This window comes from Pseudomonas sp. PvP001 (genome assembly GCF_040546375.1).
Classification (GTDB): domain Bacteria; phylum Pseudomonadota; class Gammaproteobacteria; order Pseudomonadales; family Pseudomonadaceae; genus Aquipseudomonas; species Aquipseudomonas coleopterorum.
The window spans coordinates 1,493,495-1,509,730 of the sequence record NZ_JBEPNQ010000001.1 but is presented as its reverse complement, the minus strand read 5'-3'; the positions used below and the strand labels follow the sequence as shown (position 1 = coordinate 1,509,730).

General features: G+C 61.7%; 12 protein-coding genes and 1 pseudogene. 7 read left to right on the top strand and 6 right to left on the bottom strand.

Annotated elements, in window-relative coordinates; genetic code table 11:
- Nucleotides 1–36: 36 nt before the first annotated feature.
- Together ABMD26_RS06910 and ABMD26_RS06905 are read right to left on the bottom strand one after the other, a co-directional pair.
- Nucleotides 37–1,638, bottom strand: coding sequence for an ABC transporter substrate-binding protein (locus tag ABMD26_RS06910; RefSeq protein ID WP_134721747.1), 1,602 nt, complete (start codon nt 1,636–1,638; stop codon nt 37–39).
- A 102-nt stretch (nt 1,639–1,740) separates the two neighbouring features.
- Nucleotides 1,741–2,451: an SIMPL domain-containing protein gene (locus tag ABMD26_RS06905; protein WP_049861920.1), complete on the bottom strand. Its 711-nt coding sequence runs from the start codon at nt 2,449–2,451 to the stop codon at nt 1,741–1,743.
- Nucleotides 2,452–2,651: 200 nt separating this feature from the next.
- Here ABMD26_RS06905 and ABMD26_RS06900 point away from each other — a divergent pair, with 200 nt between their 5' ends.
- The 7 genes from ABMD26_RS06900 (at nt 2,652) to ABMD26_RS06870 (ending at nt 11,726) form a co-directional block, all read left to right on the top strand.
- Entirely contained in the window at nt 2,652–3,911 is a 1,260-nt protein-coding gene (locus ABMD26_RS06900; RefSeq protein WP_134721748.1) for an ATP-binding protein, read from the top strand.
- Nucleotides 3,908–4,468 carry a response regulator transcription factor gene (locus ABMD26_RS06895; protein WP_122741442.1) on the top strand — a complete coding sequence of 187 codons (561 nt, stop codon included), beginning with the start codon at nt 3,908–3,910 and terminating at the stop codon, nt 4,466–4,468. The genes ABMD26_RS06900 and ABMD26_RS06895 overlap by 4 nt, the downstream gene beginning before the upstream one ends.
- A gap of 479 nt (nt 4,469–4,947) precedes the next feature.
- Complete coding sequence (locus ABMD26_RS06890) at nt 4,948–6,351, top strand: hypothetical protein (protein ID WP_354308721.1); 1,404 nt, start codon at nt 4,948–4,950, stop codon at nt 6,349–6,351.
- A gap of 323 nt (nt 6,352–6,674) precedes the next feature.
- Nucleotides 6,675–7,424: a FadR/GntR family transcriptional regulator gene (locus tag ABMD26_RS06885; protein WP_122741443.1), complete on the top strand. Its 750-nt coding sequence runs from the start codon at nt 6,675–6,677 to the stop codon at nt 7,422–7,424.
- 853 nt (nt 7,425–8,277) lie between these two features.
- Complete coding sequence (gene kdgD / locus ABMD26_RS06880; RefSeq protein ID WP_056845005.1) at nt 8,278–9,189, top strand: 5-dehydro-4-deoxyglucarate dehydratase; 912 nt, start codon at nt 8,278–8,280, stop codon at nt 9,187–9,189.
- Nucleotides 9,190–9,386: 197 nt separating this feature from the next.
- Complete coding sequence (locus ABMD26_RS06875) at nt 9,387–10,328, top strand: AEC family transporter (RefSeq protein ID WP_049860558.1); 942 nt, start codon at nt 9,387–9,389, stop codon at nt 10,326–10,328.
- A 45-nt stretch (nt 10,329–10,373) separates the two neighbouring features.
- Nucleotides 10,374–11,726 (top strand): amino acid permease, encoded by a 1,353-nt coding sequence (locus ABMD26_RS06870; protein ID WP_049860559.1) that lies wholly within the window; start codon nt 10,374–10,376, stop codon nt 11,724–11,726.
- A gap of 13 nt (nt 11,727–11,739) precedes the next feature.
- On the opposite strand, the pseudogene ABMD26_RS06865 reads toward ABMD26_RS06870, so the two are convergent.
- The 4 genes and pseudogenes from ABMD26_RS06865 to gatA all read right to left on the bottom strand — a co-directional run.
- Nucleotides 11,740–12,763 (bottom strand): annotated as a pseudogene (locus ABMD26_RS06865) (calcium/sodium antiporter); the annotation flags it as partial.
- 57 nt (nt 12,764–12,820) lie between these two features.
- Nucleotides 12,821–13,219, bottom strand: a complete 399-nt coding sequence (locus ABMD26_RS06860) for a septal ring lytic transglycosylase RlpA family protein (protein ID WP_502948334.1) — start codon at nt 13,217–13,219, stop codon at nt 12,821–12,823.
- A gap of 98 nt (nt 13,220–13,317) precedes the next feature.
- The gene (gatB, locus tag ABMD26_RS06855; protein ID WP_192001296.1) at nt 13,318–14,763 is read right to left on the bottom strand and encodes an Asp-tRNA(Asn)/Glu-tRNA(Gln) amidotransferase subunit GatB; all 1,446 of its coding nucleotides are present in this window, start codon (nt 14,761–14,763) and stop codon (nt 13,318–13,320) included.
- An 11-nt stretch (nt 14,764–14,774) separates the two neighbouring features.
- A complete protein-coding gene (gene gatA / locus ABMD26_RS06850) occupies nt 14,775–16,226 on the bottom strand; it encodes an Asp-tRNA(Asn)/Glu-tRNA(Gln) amidotransferase subunit GatA (RefSeq protein ID WP_354308718.1) in 1,452 nt (483 codons plus the stop codon).
- Between the last annotated feature and the right edge of the window lie 10 nt (nt 16,227–16,236).

The window sequence follows — 16,236 nt, the reverse complement described above, 5'->3', positions numbered from 1 at the left end:
GCACCACGATGACGCACTGCAATGGGGCGTTCGGTATCACTGCGAAAGGCTGACACCATAGAAGGGCGTCAGGCCGAAGGGGCTGATGCGGAAATCCTGGACTTCCTTGCGCATGGGTTGGAAGACCGTGGAGTTGGCGATCGGTGTGATCGGCACTTGTTGCTTGAGTATGGCCTGCGCCTGCTGGTACAGCTTCACGCGTTCATCGCGATCGCTGCTCAGTTTGGCCTGCTGGATCAGCTTGTCGTAGGCGGGATCGCACCATTTGGCGTAGTTGCTGCCCTTGACCGCCGCGCAGCTGTAGAGCACGCCGAGCCAGTTGTCCGGATCGCCATTGTCGCCGGTCCAGCCGTAGATCATGGTGTCGTGCTCGCCATTCTTGGCGCGCTTGATGTACTCGCCCCATTCATAACTGACGATGTTGGCCTTGATGCCAATCTTGGCCCAGTCGTTCTGGATCATTTGCGCCGACATGCGCGCATTGGGGTTGGACGCACGCTGCACCGTCATGGCCCACAGATTGATGGTCGTGCCCTCTTTTATTCCGGCTTCCTTGAGCAGGGCACGGGCCTTGGTAATGTCGTGGGGCGCGTCCTTGATTCGGGTGTCATACGACCATTGCGCAGGGGGCAGGGCGTTCTGCGCCAACTGACCGGCGCTCTGGTAGACCGCCTTGATGATGGCCGGCTTGTCGATCGCCATGTCCAGGGCCTGACGCACCTTGAGCTGGTCGAGCGGCGGATGGGTCACGTTGTAGGCCAGAAAACCCAGGTTGAAGCCCGGCTGGCTGAGCACGCGTAGGTTGGGGTCCTGTTTCATCACGTCGATGTCGGCAGGCCGTGGATAGCCGCTGACCTGGCATTCGCCAGCCTTCAGCTTCTGCAGGCGCACCGCAGCATCGGTACTGATGGAGAAGATCAGGTTGTCGAGCTTGACGTCCTCGGGTTTCCAGTACGCCTTGTTGGCGGTGTAGCGGATCTGCGAATCCTTCTGGTAGCGCTTGAACACGAACGGGCCGGTGCCGATGGGTTTCTGGTTGATGTCGGCGGCCTTGCCCTGCTTGAGCAACTGGTCGGCGTATTCGGCGGACTGCACCGAAGCGAAACTCATCGCCAGGTTCTGCACGAAGGCGGCGTCGACCGTGTTCAGGGTGAAGACCACGGTATGCGGGTCTTGTTTGCTGACCGACTTGATGTTGGTGTTCAGGCCCATGTCGGTGAAATAGGGCGATTCCGAAGGGTAGGCCTTGCGGAAGGGATGCTCGGGGTCGAGCAGGCGCTGGAAGGTGAACAGCACGTCGTCCGCGTTGAAATCGCGGGTGGGCGTGAAGTAATCGGTGGTGTGGAACTTGACGCCTTCGCGCAGGTGAAAGGTGTAGGTCAAGCCGTCCGGGGAGACGTCCCAGGAAGTGGCCAGCCCCGGTTCGACTTCGGTGCCGCCGCGCTTGAACTGGGTCAGGCGATTGAAGACGGTTTCCGCCGAGGCGTCGAAATCGGTACCACTGGTGTACTGGCTGGGATCGAAACCGGCAGGGCTGGCTTCGGAGCAGTACACCAGCGTGCTCGCGGCCTGGGCCATGGGCATCCCGGCGCACAGCGCAGCGGTAAGGAGCAAGGGCTTGAAGGCGGGGATATCCATATGGGGCCTCTATAGACGAAGGGAGGGACTCGGGGAGTGATGTTTGCGGACAGAATCCGTCCTGCGGGAGCAGATTCTGCCCTTGATGAACGTGTCAGGGTATCAAGGCATCACGACTTCGATGACGCCGTCGGCATTGATGCTGACCTCGCTGGTGCCCGCTTCCACGTCCGGGGTCACTGGCGCCGCGTCGGCGCGAGCGGCCTTCATCATCATCGGCGCCGAGGCGTAGGGGCGAGGGTAGCCAGCGCTGTTGAGGTTGAGGTTGACCACCTTGTAGCTCTTGCCGCCCAGGGCGTCGGTGGCCAGTTGGGCGCGGGCCTTGAAGGCGGCCACGGCTTCCTTGAGCAGGGCGTCTTCGCTCTGCTTGCGGGTCTTGTCGGCGATGGAAAAGTCCATGGCGCCCATCTTCAGGCTCTGCAGCAGTTCGCCGGTGAGTTTGGACAGGGCCGGGAAGTCGGCGCTTTCCAGGCGAACTTCGGCGCGCTCGCGCCAGCCGGTGATGGTCTGGCCCTTGTCATCGTAGATCGGATAGCTGTTGCGACTGCCCTGGCGGACGATCACGCCTTTGACTTCGCGGGCCTGGGCCAGGGCCTTGTTCAACGTGTCGCTGATACCGGCGGCGAGCTTGGCCGGGTCGGCGTTCTGCTCCTCGCTGTAGAGGGTCACGAGCATCAGGTCGCGAGGCACTTCCTGGCTGACCTCGGCACGCAGGGAAATCTGATTGTAGCGGGCCTCGTCGGCCAGGGCAGGGAGGCTGGACAACAGGCTTGCGCCAAGGACCAGGGCGGCGCTGCGAGTGATGACGGGCATGGAAAACTCCTTGTTGTAGGTGCTGCGTAAGACTGACCAGGCCGGATGCGGTTCCTGAGAGGCGCACATGGACCTACCAGCTTTCACGATAAACCGAAGGTCTTTATGACCAACGCGGTCATTTGCCGCAGTTTCCGCTGTCGGCGCGCCGAGTTGGTTATACTTGCACCGATCCGCCTGCAGCGCTCACTGGAGAGCAAATGCTCGCCCACCCTATGCCTCTTTCCGCTTCACGCCAGAACCTCTGGCGCCTGACCTTCATCCGCACGCTGGTACTGGCCGCTCAGGCCGGCTCGGTCGGCTTCGCCTACCTCACGCACCTGTTGCCCTTGCCGTGGCTGGCGTTGAGCACCACCCTGGCGGTGTCGGCCATACTCTGCGCGCTGACCGTGCTGCGCCTGCGCTTCTCGTTGCCGGTCACCGAACTTGAATACGCCTTGCAACTGGCCTGCGACCTGCTCATCCACAGCGTCCTGCTGTACTACTCCGGGGGTGGAGCCAACCCGTTCGTTTCCTATTACCTGGTGCCGCTGACCATCGCCGCCGTGACCCTGCCCTGGGTCTATTCCCTGGTGCTGTCCGGTATCGCCCTGGCGTGCTACACCTTCATGCTGGCGCATTTCTACCCGCTCGACGCCTTGCCGATTGGTCGTGAGAACCTGCAGATCTACGGCATGTGGTTGAGCTTTGCCCTGGCGGCTTCGGTGATCACCTTCTTCGCCGCCAAGATGGCCGAAGAGTTGCGCCGGCAGGAACAACTGCGTGCGCAGCGTCGCGAAGAGGGTCTGCGTGACCAGCAACTGCTGGCCGTGGCTACCGAGGCCGCCGGTGCGGCTCATGAGTTGGGTACGCCACTGGCCACCATGAGCGTGCTGCTCAAGGAGATGCGCCAGGACCATCCCCAGCCCGAACTGCAGGAAGACCTACAGGTGCTGCAGGATCAGGTCAAGCTGTGCAAGGAGACCCTGCAGCAGCTGGTGCGCGCCGCCGAGGCCAATCGGCGCATGGCCGTGGTCGATCAACCCGTGACCACTTGGCTCGACGAAGCCCTGAATCGCTGGCACCTGATGCGTCCCGAATCCAGCTACCGCTTCCACCGCCTTGGCCAGGGTGAGGTGCCCCACCTGGCGCCGCCGCCGGATCTGACCCAGGCGCTGCTCAACCTGCTCAACAACGCCGCCGATGCCTGCCCCGACAACCTCGAGGTCAGGCTCGACTGGAACAGTGATGACATTTTCATCTCGATCCGCGACCACGGCGCGGGCGTTCCCCTGGCGATTGCCGAGCAGATCGGCAAGCCGTTCTTCACCACAAAGGGCAAAGGCTTTGGCCTCGGCCTGTTCTTGAGCAAAGCCAGCGTGACTCGCGCTGGCGGCTCGGTAAAACTCTATAGTCATGAAGAGGGCGGCACGCTCACCGAGCTGCGTCTGCCCCGTGGCGTCCGAGGAGATGATCGATGACTGACGAACACCAAGTCGAAGGCGAAGAACTGCCACATTTGTTGTTGGTGGATGACGACGCCACCTTCACCCGCGTCATGGCCCGCGCCATGAGCCGCCGAGGCTTTCGCGTGAGTACCGCGGGCAGCGCCGAGGAAGGCTTGAAGCTGGCCCAGGACGACGTCCCGGACTACGCCGCGCTGGACCTGAAAATGGAAGGCGATTCGGGCCTGGTGCTGCTGCCCAAGCTGCTGGAGCTGGACCCGGAGATGCGTGTGGTGATCCTCACCGGCTATTCCAGCATCGCGACCGCAGTGGAGGCGATCAAGCGTGGCGCCTGCAACTACCTGTGCAAGCCGGCCGACGCCGACGACGTGCTGGCTGCACTGTCGGCCGAACACGCCGACCTCGATAGCCTGGTGCCGGAAAACCCGATGTCGGTGGATCGCCTGCAATGGGAGCACATCCAGCGGGTGCTCACCGAGCACGAAGGCAACATTTCCGCCACGGCGCGGGCCTTGGGCATGCACCGACGCACCCTGCAACGCAAATTGCAGAAGCGTCCGGTTAGGCGCTGAATCTGCGGCCACCTGGTGTGCCTGATGGCCCAGCGGTTTGATCATCGTGTGGGCCATTTTTTCGAGAAGATACTTGCTTTGTCAGCGTGATTGATCCGTGCCCGTAAATCCATCCCAAGGCCGCAGGCCGTGAACTCGAACACGCGTTTTGATGGCTCTGTATGATAAGGAAAGTGCGGTCGCCAACTATCATGGTCAAGCGATTGTGAGCAGTTTGGAATGTAATTATCTGTTCGCGGGTTAGTGTCCTGTATCAAAATATACATTGTTTAATCCCCTTGAGTTTGCTGTCTGCCTGACTACGCTTGTCAAGGTGGCAGCGACAGTACTCCTTAGATATTCAGTTCTGCTGATTGCCCGCCTTTCAATCATCTCGTTAAGGAGTGATACTGAAAGTTCATGGCGCCCTGAGTCAGGCGATAAGGTTAATTGCCCTGCAAAAAGACAGCGGTGTCATGAATGGGAGGTATCAACAAAACATGACTGATACACAATCTGCAGTGCTATACCCGGGGGCGCCCGATCTTGAGTTTGGGCCTGATGGAACCGGTAAGGTCGTTCTTGGCTGGAATGATCCAAACTATGAAGGTAGTGTGCTTTATGATGTCGTAGCGGGGCCGGATGGAACGCTGTATGCCGCAGGTTTCGGTGTAAATGAAACTAATGATACCGAAGAGTATCTTGTATATGCCATGAAGCAAAATGGCGACCTTGATGTCTCTTTCAGTCAGAACGGTATGTTGCGTGGGCAGTTTCACAAGCAGGAAGGCGTGAATATAAAGTCACTCATTAATCGAATATTTTATATTGAGGCGCAAGGCGAAACTCCGGCAAAATTGCTGATGTTGGGGAAGGTAGGTATCCCTACTGGCACTAAGAGACATTGGTACCCTGCCTTGGCGCGCTACACGCTGGATGGCCAACTGGATTCAACGTTTGGCGAACTGGGGACGGGACTGGCAATTTTTGCAGGTCTCGAGGGTAGTCAATTGGGGAGTGATGCATCTGAAGGAATACTTGGCAGCAAGGCCAAAGGTACGCCGTACGCGGGCATCGTTCACTCGGGGATATATGGGCTCACTGGACTGCGCCATAATGATCGGATCTACATCGCCTTCCCGGATCCATCATACGGCCATTCGATCATCAGTTTTTTTGATGATGGACGTGTCGATTGGCGTTTTGGCACTGACGGAATACTGAAACTCTATGATTTGAGTGCTCCGAAACCGGGTATGCCCCTAGGGGCCGAGGTAAAGGCGATATATCCTTCGGACGGGAAACTGCTCTTGGCGGGACAGCTCTATAAGGAAGGCTACGTGCCGTTTGCCGGATTTGTCAGAATAACCCTGGAAGGCCATATCGACACGAGCTTTGGGCGGGAGGGCTTCCAGTTTGGGCCCGGCGATCAATACGAGCTGATGTTGGATATTATCCCTGCATTTGGCAGAAGTTTCTTGACTGCGGGAATGGGAAGGAATTCGACCGTGAATTGTTCTGTTTACGCTGTCGACCAGAATGGGTTGCCTGATCCTGACTTCAACAATGGGAATGTACTGGTTGTGCCTGGGGCCCCTTACTCAGGCACTTATGTACAGCTATGGGATTTTGGCGACCGCGTTTTGGCGTTTGGAATCTGCAATGAACTCCTTGCTCCGCAAGAAAGATTGCTATTGGCGCGGTTTCTTCCAGATGGCAGTTTGGATAAAAGCTTTGGTTTGCCCAACGCGGAAGGTGAGGGGGCTGGCTGGCAGATTTACCCTTCGGGTTACATTTCCGCACCAGGGCGAATGGTCGTTGTAGGCGATCGTATCTATGTGGCAGGTGTCATTCGTGAAGGAGCTCGAGCTGGATTTGCGTGCCTGGCGTGTCTGAAAGTATAAGGTGTCCAGGCCCGTTCATCGGCTATTCCCATGCAGTTCGCTCTTCTCTTCGCCCCGAGGGAGAGAAGAGCGAGGCGAGTTCGCTCTGGCAGTCTTGGGTATTTTGATTCGCCATGCTTTGGCGTATTTTCACCATTCGCCCAGATTGGTTGAGTCATCTTTCTTCAGGGTTGATACCCAGGTCATCGGGCCCCTGCAGAAATGCCTCTCCCTCATCAATCGCTCCTTCATGGGCTCGGCTCGCGCCACTCATAGCGTGATCGTACAACCAGCTTGGGCTATGATGTGCACCTCACCGCCCGTTTTCGAGACAACTGTTGACTATGGACAATCTGAGCGCCGCCCCACGCGCCCGTCGCAAACCGCGCAGCCTGGCCCAGGAGCTTGTGGCCGTGCTGACCCAGCGCATCCTCGATGGCGAACTCAAACGGGGCGACAAACTGCCCACTGAGTCGGCCATCATGGAAGAGCAGGGCGTCAGCCGAACGGTGGTGCGCGAAGCCATTTCCCGGCTGCAGGCGGCGGGACAGGTCGAGACCCGTCACGGCATCGGCACCTTCGTGCTGGACACGCCGAGCCCGAGTGGCTTTCGCATCGATCCGGCGACCATCGTCACCTTGCGCGATGTGCTCGCGGTGCTCGAGTTGCGCATCAGCCTGGAAGTGGAGTCTGCCGGGCTGGCTGCCAGCCGACGTTCCGATGAACAGCTGGCGGCCATGCGTGCGGCCCTTGATGCGCTGAACGAAAGCGCGGCCCATGCGAGTGACGCAGTGGCATCCGATTTCCAGTTCCACCTGCAGATCGCCTTGTCCACGGGTAACCGCTATTTCACCGACATCATGACGCACCTGGGCACCAGCATCATTCCCCGTACCCGGCTGAATTCGGCGCGCCTGGCGCACGATGACCAGCAGCACTACATGACCCGACTCAGTCGCGAGCATGAGGAAATCTACGACGCCATCGCCCGCCAGGATGCCGATGCGGCACGCGCCGCCATGCGCCTGCACCTGACCAACAGCCGCGAGCGCCTGCGCCAGGCCCACCAGGAAGCCGAAGCCGGCAGGGTCTGATCGCCCCAAGGTGATTGCCTGACGCCCCGTGGTGCACCTGACGCGGCTCGCGCCGCTGCTACAGGAGCACCGCGCCCCCCTGTAGCAGCGGCGCAAGCCGCGTCGGCGGCCAATGTGATCTGTCTGATACTCCGCAGTGAAACCTGACGCGGCTCGCGCCGCTGCTACAGGGACGCCGCGCCCCTCTGTAGCAGCGGCGCAAGCCGCGTCTGCGGACATGGTGATCTGTCTGATACCCCGCGGTGAAACCTGACGCGGCTCGCGCCGCTGCTACAGGGACACCGCGCCCCGCTGTAGCAGCGGCGCGAGCCGCGTCGGCGGACATGGTGATCTGTCTGATACTCCGAGGTGAAACCTGACGCGGCTCGCGCCGCTGCTACAGGGACACCGCGCCCCTCTGTAGCAGCGGCGCAAGCCGCGTCGGCGGCCAAGGTGATCTGTCTGATACTCCGCGGTAAAACCTGACGCGGCTCGCGCCGCTGCTACAGGGACACCGCGACCCTCTGTAGCAGCGGCGCAAGCCGCGTCGGCGGCCAAGGTGATCTGTCTGATACTCCGCGGTGAAACCTGACGCGGCTCGCGCCGCTGCTACAGGGACACCGCGCCCCCTTTGTAGCAGCGGCGCAAGCCGCGTCGGCGGACATGATGATCTGTCTGATACTCCGCGGTGAAACCTGACGCGGCTCGCGCCGCTGCTACAGGGATCCTGTGGGCGGTGCATGGTGAACAATCTGAAAATACTTCGTTCCTGCTATTGAGGAACACTTGGAGTGGTTGTACGATGACGTACGACATCAGCCAGCCATGGCTGCTTGGTTGTTCAATTTTCCATGCGACCCAGGGTGTTCAAACAATGAATCCACAAGAACTAAAGTCCATCCTCAATCACGGCTTGCTGTCTTTCCCGGTAACCGACTTCACTGCCCAAGGCGACTTCCACCGCGAAGGCTATATCAAGCGTCTGGAATGGCTTGCCCCGTACGGCGCCAGCGCGCTGTTCGCCGCCGGCGGTACCGGTGAGTTCTTCTCCCTCGCTGCCAGCGAATACTCGCAGGTGATCAAGACCGCGGTCGATACCTGCGCCACCAGCGTGCCTATCCTCGCCGGCGTTGGCGGTTCCACCCGCCAGGCCATCGAATACGCACAGGAAGCCGAGCGCTTGGGCGCCAAGGGTCTGTTGCTGCTGCCGCACTACCTGACCGAAGCCAGCCAGGACGGCGTGGCCGCCCACGTCGAAGCCGTCTGCAAATCGGTCAACATCGGCGTCATCGTCTACAACCGCAACGTCTGCCGTCTGAACGCACCGTTGCTCGAGCGTCTGGCCGAAACCTGCCCGAACCTGATCGGCTACAAGGACGGCCTGGGCGATATCGAGCTGATGGTGTCGATCCGTCGCCGCCTGGGCGATCGCTTCAGCTATCTGGGTGGCCTGCCGACCGCCGAAGTCTACGCTGCTGCCTACAAGGCGCTGGGCGTGCCGGTGTATTCGTCTGCCGTGTTCAACTTCATCCCCAAGACTGCGATGGACTTCTACCACGCGATCGCCGCTGACGATCACGTCACCGTAGGCAAGTTGATCGACGACTTCTTCCTGCCTTACCTGGACATCCGCAACCGCAAGTCGGGCTATGCCGTCAGTATCGTCAAGGCTGGCGCCAAGATCGCAGGCTACGACGCAGGTCCGGTGCGCACCCCGCTGACCGACCTGACCGGTGAAGAGTATGAAATGCTCGCTGCGCTGATGGACAAGATGGGTCCGCAGTAAGCTTCGGAACCGCGGTGCGGCTTTCGCGGCCGCTGACCGCTCCTACGGGGATCTTGCAGGTGCTGGGGATCTTTGTGGGAGCGGGGCGGGCCCGCCAAGGGGCTGCTGCATACACACGCTTTACCAGAATTTCCCCGCCTCATCCCCCTATCCTCGCTATCATTGTCGTCTGACTCCAGGCAACAGGTTCCCCCGGCATGCTCGCCCTATTTCTGCAGACCCTGAACGTGACCGCTCCGGTGTTCGCCATGCTGTTTTTGGGCTATGGGCTGAAGCGGATCGAGTGGATCAACGACAACTTCATCAAGACCGCCTCGGCCTTGGTGTTCAACGTCTGCATGCCGTCCTTGCTGTTCCTGGGCATCTACCACGCCGACCTGCGCTCGGCGCTCAAGCCCGGCTTGCTGGTGTATTTCGTGGTGGCCACGGTGGGCAGCTTCGCCATCGCCTGGTGGATCGCCACCAAGCGTTGTCCCGAGGTCGATCGCGGCGTCTTCACCCAAGGCGCGTTCCGCGGCAACAACGGCGTCATCGGCCTGGCCCTGGCTGGCAGCATGTATGGCGACTACGGTATCTCCTTGGGCTCGATCCTCGCGGGCCTGGTGATCGTGCTCTACAACTCCTTGTCCGTCGTGGTGCTGGCGATCTACAGCCCCAACATCAAGTCCGACCCCTTGAGCATCTGCAAGAGCATCCTGGTCAACCCGCTGATCATCAGCGTGGTCACGGCCGTGCCCTTCGCCTGGCTGCAGGTGCCCATCCCCAACTGGATCCTGACCTCTGCCGATTACGTTGCGCAGATGAGCCTGCCGCTGGCACTGATCTGCATCGGCGGCACCCTGTCACTGGCTGCCTTGCGCAGCAGTGGTTCGGTGGCCTTGAGCGCCAGCGCGGTGAAAATGATCCTGCTGCCGATCGTCGGTACATTCGGCGCCTGGCTGTTGGGCTTTCGCGGGGCGGAACTGGGCATTCTGTTCCTGTATATTGGCGCTCCTTCGGCCTCGGTCGGTTATGTCATGGTGCGGGCCAGCGGCGGCAACTATTCGCTCGCCGCCGCCATCATCGTGATCACCACCCTGGCGGCAGCCATCACCACCAATATCGGAATTTTCCTGTTGCAGTGGGGCGGCTGGATCTAGACGCTGCTTGCCCACCGGCAAGCATTTACCCGCTAAGGAACCGCAATGGATGATCAATCCACCCCCGAAGGTCTGCATCGGGGTCTGAAAAACAGGCATATCCAGCTCATTGCCCTGGGCGGCGCCATCGGCACCGGCCTGTTTCTGGGCATTGCCCAGACTATCGGCATGGCCGGCCCTTCGGTCATCCTGGGCTACGCCATCGGCGGCCTGATCGCCTTCTTCATCATGCGTCAACTCGGTGAGATGGTCGTCGAGGAACCGGTCACCGGGACCTTCAGCCATTTCGCCAACCGCTACTGGAGTGGCCTGGCCGGGTTCATGTCCGGCTGGAACTACTGGGTGCTGTACGTGCTGGTGGGCATGGCCGAGCTGACCGCCGTGGGCATCTACATCAAGTACTGGTGGCCGGACGTACCCACCTGGGCCTCGGCCGCGGTGTTCTTCGTGCTGATCAACGCGATCAACATGTTCCAGGTGAAGATCTATGGCGAGATGGAGTTCTGGTTCTCGTTGATCAAGGTGGCGGCCATCGTCAGCATGATCGGCTTCGGCGCCTGGATGCTGGCCACCGGCAATGGCGGGCCTGATGCCAGCGTTGCCAACCTCTGGCAATACGGTGGCTTCTTCCCCAACGGCATCGGGGGCCTGACCCTGGCCATGGCGGTGATCATGTTCTCCTTTGGCGGCCTGGAGTTGGTCGGCATCACCGCCGCCGAAGCCGATGATCCCAAGCGCAGCATACCCAAGGCCACCAACCAGGTGATCTACCGCATCCTGCTGTTCTACGTGGGCGCCCTGACCATCCTGTTGTCGCTGTACCCGTGGCAGAAAGTGGTCGAGGGCGGCAGTCCGTTCGTGATGATCTTCCACGCGCTGGACAGCAACGTAGTGGCCACCGTACTCAATGTGGTGGTGCTGACCGCAGCGCTGTCGGTCTACAACAGCTGCGTCTACTGCAACAGCCGCATGCTGTTCGGCTTGGCGGTGCAGGGTGACGCCCCCAAGACCTTGCTCAAGGTCAACCGTCGTGGCGTGCCCATGAAAGCACTGGGGATTTCCGCGCTGGCAACCGGCTTGAGCGTGCTCATCAACTACCTGATGCCGGGCGAGGCGTTTGGCTTGCTGATGGCTCTGGCTGTGTCTGCGCTGGTCATCAACTGGGGCATCATCAGTATCACCCACCTGAAATTCCGCAAGGCCATGCGCGCCAATGGTCATGCAACGTTCTTTCCGAGCTGGGGTTACCCGATCACCAACTGGGTATGCCTGGCGTTCCTGGCAGCGATTCTGGTGATCATGTACATGACCCCAGGCATCCGCATTTCGGTGCTGTTGATTCCAGTATGGCTCGGGGTACTGGCCGTGGCCTGGATGTTCAAGAAGCGCCAGGGGTAGGTTGCGTCGTTCAGTGCTGTCGACGCCAGGCGCGCAGGGTGCCCCAGAGCACCACTGCCGCCAGCACCGGCAGCACGTAGAACAGCATCAGCTCTTCCAGTCTCGCCGCCAGCGGCATGCCCGTGGTGAAGGTCACCACATGCAGGCCATAGGCAGCGTAGAGCCCCAGCAGCACCAGCCCCTCGACCCGTGTGACGCGGTATCCCGAGTAGAACAGGGGCAGGCACAGCAGCGTGACGCCCAGCATGACCGGCAGGTCGAAATCCAGCGCATTGGGCGAAACGCTCAAGGGCGCTGGCGCCAGAACGGCGGTCAGGCCAAGCACACCGAGCAGGTTGAACAGGTTGCTGCCGATCACGTTACCCACCGCAATCTCACGGTGACCGCGCAACGCGGCCACGAGCGAGGTGGCCAACTCCGGAAGAGAGGTGCCAACAGCCACGATGGTCAATCCGATCACCCGATCCGACAGGCCGAAATCGGTGGCCAGTTCCAGCGCCGCTTCCAGTAACCAGTGGCTTCCGGCGACCAACAGCAGCAGACCGCCGAGCATCATGCCCAGGCACTTGAGCCAGGGGGCGGTGCCCTGTGGCGTCGCTACCCGCCCTGGATGCCGCGACTGGCGCCACAGCACGCCCAGGTAGCCGACCAGGCCCAAGAGCAGGATGCCGCCTTCCAGGCGCCCCAGTTGCTCGTTCAAGGCCAGTCCGAATACCAGCGCACTGGCGCCGATCAGTAACGGGATATCGAGCCGCAGCAGTTGTCGGGACACCCGCAACGGAATGATCAGCGCGGATAACCCCAAGGTCACCAGCAAGCTGAAGATGTTGCTGCCCACCAGGCTGCCCACGGCGATGTCGGGCGTACCGACGAACGTCGCCTGCAGGCTGACCGCCAACTGCGGCGCACTGCTGCCCAGCGCCACAACGCCCAGGCCCACCACCAGTGGCCTGACCTTCAGCGCAGCCGCCAGGCGCACGGCACCGCGCACCAGCCATTCGGCGCCCGGCAATCAGCAGCAACAGCCCTGCGAACAATTGCAGCAAGGTGGGTCCGGGCAAGGTGGCGAGATTGAAAATGACGGCGGCTCCGAGTCAGTCTTGCAAGGTTTGCACGCGCACGCGAGCGGTGCCGCTGCGCAGCATGCCCAGTTTTTCAGCTGCGCCTTTGGACACATCGATCAAGCGCCCGCGTGACTGAGGACCACGGTCGTTGATCCGCACGATGACGTTGCGCTGGTTGGCCAGGTTGGTCACCACCACCCGGGTGCCGAATGGTAGCTGGCGGTGGGCCGCAGTCAGGCCGTACTGATCGAAGCGTTCGCCACTGGCCGTACGAGCGCCATGGTGGCGCGCGCCGTAATAGGAGGCGACCCCGTCACGGTCGTAACCGCGGGGGTCGATGATGCCGTTCTGGCTGGCGCAACCGGCCAACAACGCAATCGCGCCGGCACAAACGGCATGACGCCCAAATGAACAAACCCCCCGTAGCAGCGGCGCAAGCCGCGTCGGCGGTATCCACGGTCCACAGGATTCACCGCTTCGGGGCCGGACGCGGCTTGCGCCGCGGCTACAGGGGGTGCGCTGTTGCATCAACCGGCCAGCTTGCTCTTGAGCAGCTCGTTGACCTGCTGCGGGTTGGCCTTGCCCTTGGACGCTTTCATGGCCTGACCGACGAAGAAACCGAACATCTTGCCGCGTTTGGCCTCGTCTGCCGCACGGTACTGTTCGACCTGCTCGGCGTTGGCGGCCAACACTTCGTCCAGGACCTTCTCGATGGCACCACTGTCGGTGACCTGCTTCAGGCCGCGCGCCTCGATGATCTGGTCGGCATCGCCTTCACCATTGGCCATGGCTTCGAAGACCATCTTGGCGATCTTGCCGGAGATGGTGTTGTCCTTGATGCGCTGCAGCATGCCACCCAGTTGCGCCGCGCTGACCGGCGATTCCTCGATTTCCACGCCCTGCTTGTTCAGCAGGCTGCCCAGCTCGACCATGACCCAGTTGGCGGCCAGCTTGGCATCACCGCAGCTGCCCACGACCTGCTCGAAGAAGTCCGCCTGCTCGCGGCTCGAAGCCAGCACGCTGGCGTCGTATGCAGACAGACCGAACTCACGCTGGAAGCGCTCGCGCTTGGCCGGCGGCAACTCGGGCAGGGTTGCCCGGGTGGTTTCCAGGAACGAATCCTCGATCACCACTGGCAGCAGGTCGGGATCGGGGAAGTAACGGTAGTCGTTGGCTTCCTCCTTGCTGCGCATGGCCCGTGTCTCATCCTTGTTCGGATCGTACAGGCGGGTTTGCTGGACGACCTTGCCACCGTCCTCGATCAGCTCGATCTGGCGCGCGATCTCGCTGTTGATGGCGCGTTCGATGAAGCGGAACGAGTTGACGTTCTTGATCTCGCAGCGGGTGCCGAACTCGACCTGGCCTTTGGGCCGGATCGAGACGTTGCAGTCGCAGCGCAGCGAGCCTTCGGCCATGTTGCCGTCACAGATGCCCAGGTAGCGGACCAGTGCATGGATCGCCTTGACGTAGGCCACGGCTTCCTTGGCGCTGCGCATGTCGGGCTCGGACACGATTTCCAGCAGCGGCGTGCCAGCTCGGTTGAGGTCGATACCGGTGCTGCCGCTGAAGTCCTCGTGCAGGCTCTTGCCGGCGTCCTCTTCCAGGTGCGCGCGGGTCACGCCGATGCGCTTGACCGTGCCGTCTTCCAAGGTGATGTCCAGGTGGCCCTTGCCGACGATCGGCAGCTCCATCTGGCTGATCTGGTAGCCCTTGGGCAGGTCGGGGTAGAAGTAGTTCTTGCGCGCGAACACGTTGTGCTGGCCGATCTCGGCATCGATGGCCAGACCGAACATCACGGCCATGCGCACGGCTTCCTGGTTGAGTACCGGCAGCACGCCGGGCATGCCCAGGTCGACCAGGCTGGCCTGGGTGTTCGGCTCGGAGCCGAAGGTGGTGGAACTGCCGGAGAAAATCTTCGACTGGGTGGCGAGCTGGGTATGAATCTCCAGCCCGATCACGACTTCCCATTGCATGATGTTTCTCCTTAGAAGCCTTCAGGCGCGCGAGTGTGCCAGTCGGTGACTTGCTGGTACTGGTGCGCCACGTTGAGCAGGCGGCCTTCCTGGAAGTAAGGGGCCAGCAGTTGCACGCCGACCGGCAGACCATCGACGAAACCGGCCGGCATCGACAGGCCGGGCAGGCCGGCCAGGTTGGCGGTGATCGTGTAGATGTCTTCCAGGTAGGCGGCCACCGGATCGGCGTTCTTGGCCCCCAGTTTCCAGGCCGGGTTTGGCGTGGTCGGGCTGAGGATCATGTCGACGTCTTCGAAGGCGGCCATGAAATCGTTCTTGATCAGGCGGCGAATCTTCTGCGCCTGCAGGTAATAGGCGTCGTAGTAGCCGGCCGACAGGGCATAGGCACCGACCATGATGCGACGCTGCACTTCCGCCCCGAAGCCTTCGGCGCGCGAACGCTTGTACAGATCGGTCAGATCCTTGGGGTTCTCGCAGCGGTAGCCGAAGCGCACGCCATCGAAGCGCGACAGGTTCGAGGACGCTTCGGCCGGCGCGATCACGTAGTAGGCGGCGATCGCCTGCTGCATGTTCGGCAGGCTGATGTGCTTGATCACCGCGCCGAGTTTTTCCAGCGCCTGGATGCTTTCCTGCACCCGTTCGGCGATTCGCGGGTCGAGGCCGACACCGAAGTATTCCTTGGGCACACCGATGCGCAGACCCTGCAGAGAGTCGCCCAGGGTGGCGCTGTAGTCCGGGACCGGCTCATCGATGCTGGTGGAGTCCTGCGGATCGAAGCCCGCCATGCCTTGCAGGAGCAGGGCGCAGTCTTCGGCGTTGCGTGCCAGCACGCCGGCCTGATCGAGGCTGGAGGCGTAGGCGATCATGCCCCAGCGCGACACCCGACCGTAGGTCGGTTTGATGCCGGTGAGGTTGGTGAAGGCGGCGGGTTGGCGAATCGAGCCGCCGGTGTCGGTGCCGGTGGCCACTGGCAGCAGACGCGCGGCCACGGCCGCAGCCGAACCGCCCGACGAGCCACCGGGCACGTGCGCCAGGTTCCAGGGGTTCTTCACCGCGCCGTAGTGGCTGTTCTCGTTGGCCGAGCCCATGGCGAATTCGTCCATGTTCAGCTTGCCCAGAGTGACCGCGCCGGCCGCATTGAGCTTGGCCACCACGGTGGCGTCGTAGGGCGCCTCGAAGTTGTCCAGCATCCTGGACCCGCAGCTGGTGCGGATGCCCTGGGTGCAGAACAGATCCTTGTGGGCCAGCGGCACGCCCAGCAGGGCACCGCTTTCACCGTTGGCGCGGCGCGCATCGGCGGCCTGCGCCTGGGCGATGGCGTGCTCGGGGGTGACGGTGATGAAGCTGTTGAGCTGCGGGTCCAGCTGGGCGATGCGCGCCAGCAGGGTGCGGGTCAACTCTTCTGCGGAAAATTTCTTGTCGGCGAGTCCGCGGGCGATCTCGGCCAGTGTCAGTTGATGCATGGCAGGCTCT

Coding starts and splice junctions, on each gene's coding strand:
- ABMD26_RS06905 (WP_049861920.1), bottom strand. CDS start 2,451: ATGCCCGTCATCACTCGCAGCGCCGCCCTGGTCCTTGGCGCAAGCCTG.
- ABMD26_RS06890 (WP_354308721.1), top strand. CDS start 4,948: ATGACTGATACACAATCTGCAGTGCTATACCCGGGGGCGCCCGATCTT.
- ABMD26_RS06910 (WP_134721747.1), bottom strand. CDS start 1,638: ATGGATATCCCCGCCTTCAAGCCCTTGCTCCTTACCGCTGCGCTGTGC.
- gatA (WP_354308718.1), bottom strand. CDS start 16,226: ATGCATCAACTGACACTGGCCGAGATCGCCCGCGGACTCGCCGACAAG.
- kdgD (WP_056845005.1), top strand. CDS start 8,278: ATGAATCCACAAGAACTAAAGTCCATCCTCAATCACGGCTTGCTGTCT.
- ABMD26_RS06885 (WP_122741443.1), top strand. CDS start 6,675: ATGGACAATCTGAGCGCCGCCCCACGCGCCCGTCGCAAACCGCGCAGC.
- ABMD26_RS06895 (WP_122741442.1), top strand. CDS start 3,908: ATGACTGACGAACACCAAGTCGAAGGCGAAGAACTGCCACATTTGTTG.
- ABMD26_RS06875 (WP_049860558.1), top strand. CDS start 9,387: ATGCTCGCCCTATTTCTGCAGACCCTGAACGTGACCGCTCCGGTGTTC.
- gatB (WP_192001296.1), bottom strand. CDS start 14,763: ATGCAATGGGAAGTCGTGATCGGGCTGGAGATTCATACCCAGCTCGCC.
- ABMD26_RS06870 (WP_049860559.1), top strand. CDS start 10,374: ATGGATGATCAATCCACCCCCGAAGGTCTGCATCGGGGTCTGAAAAAC.
- ABMD26_RS06900 (WP_134721748.1), top strand. CDS start 2,652: ATGCTCGCCCACCCTATGCCTCTTTCCGCTTCACGCCAGAACCTCTGG.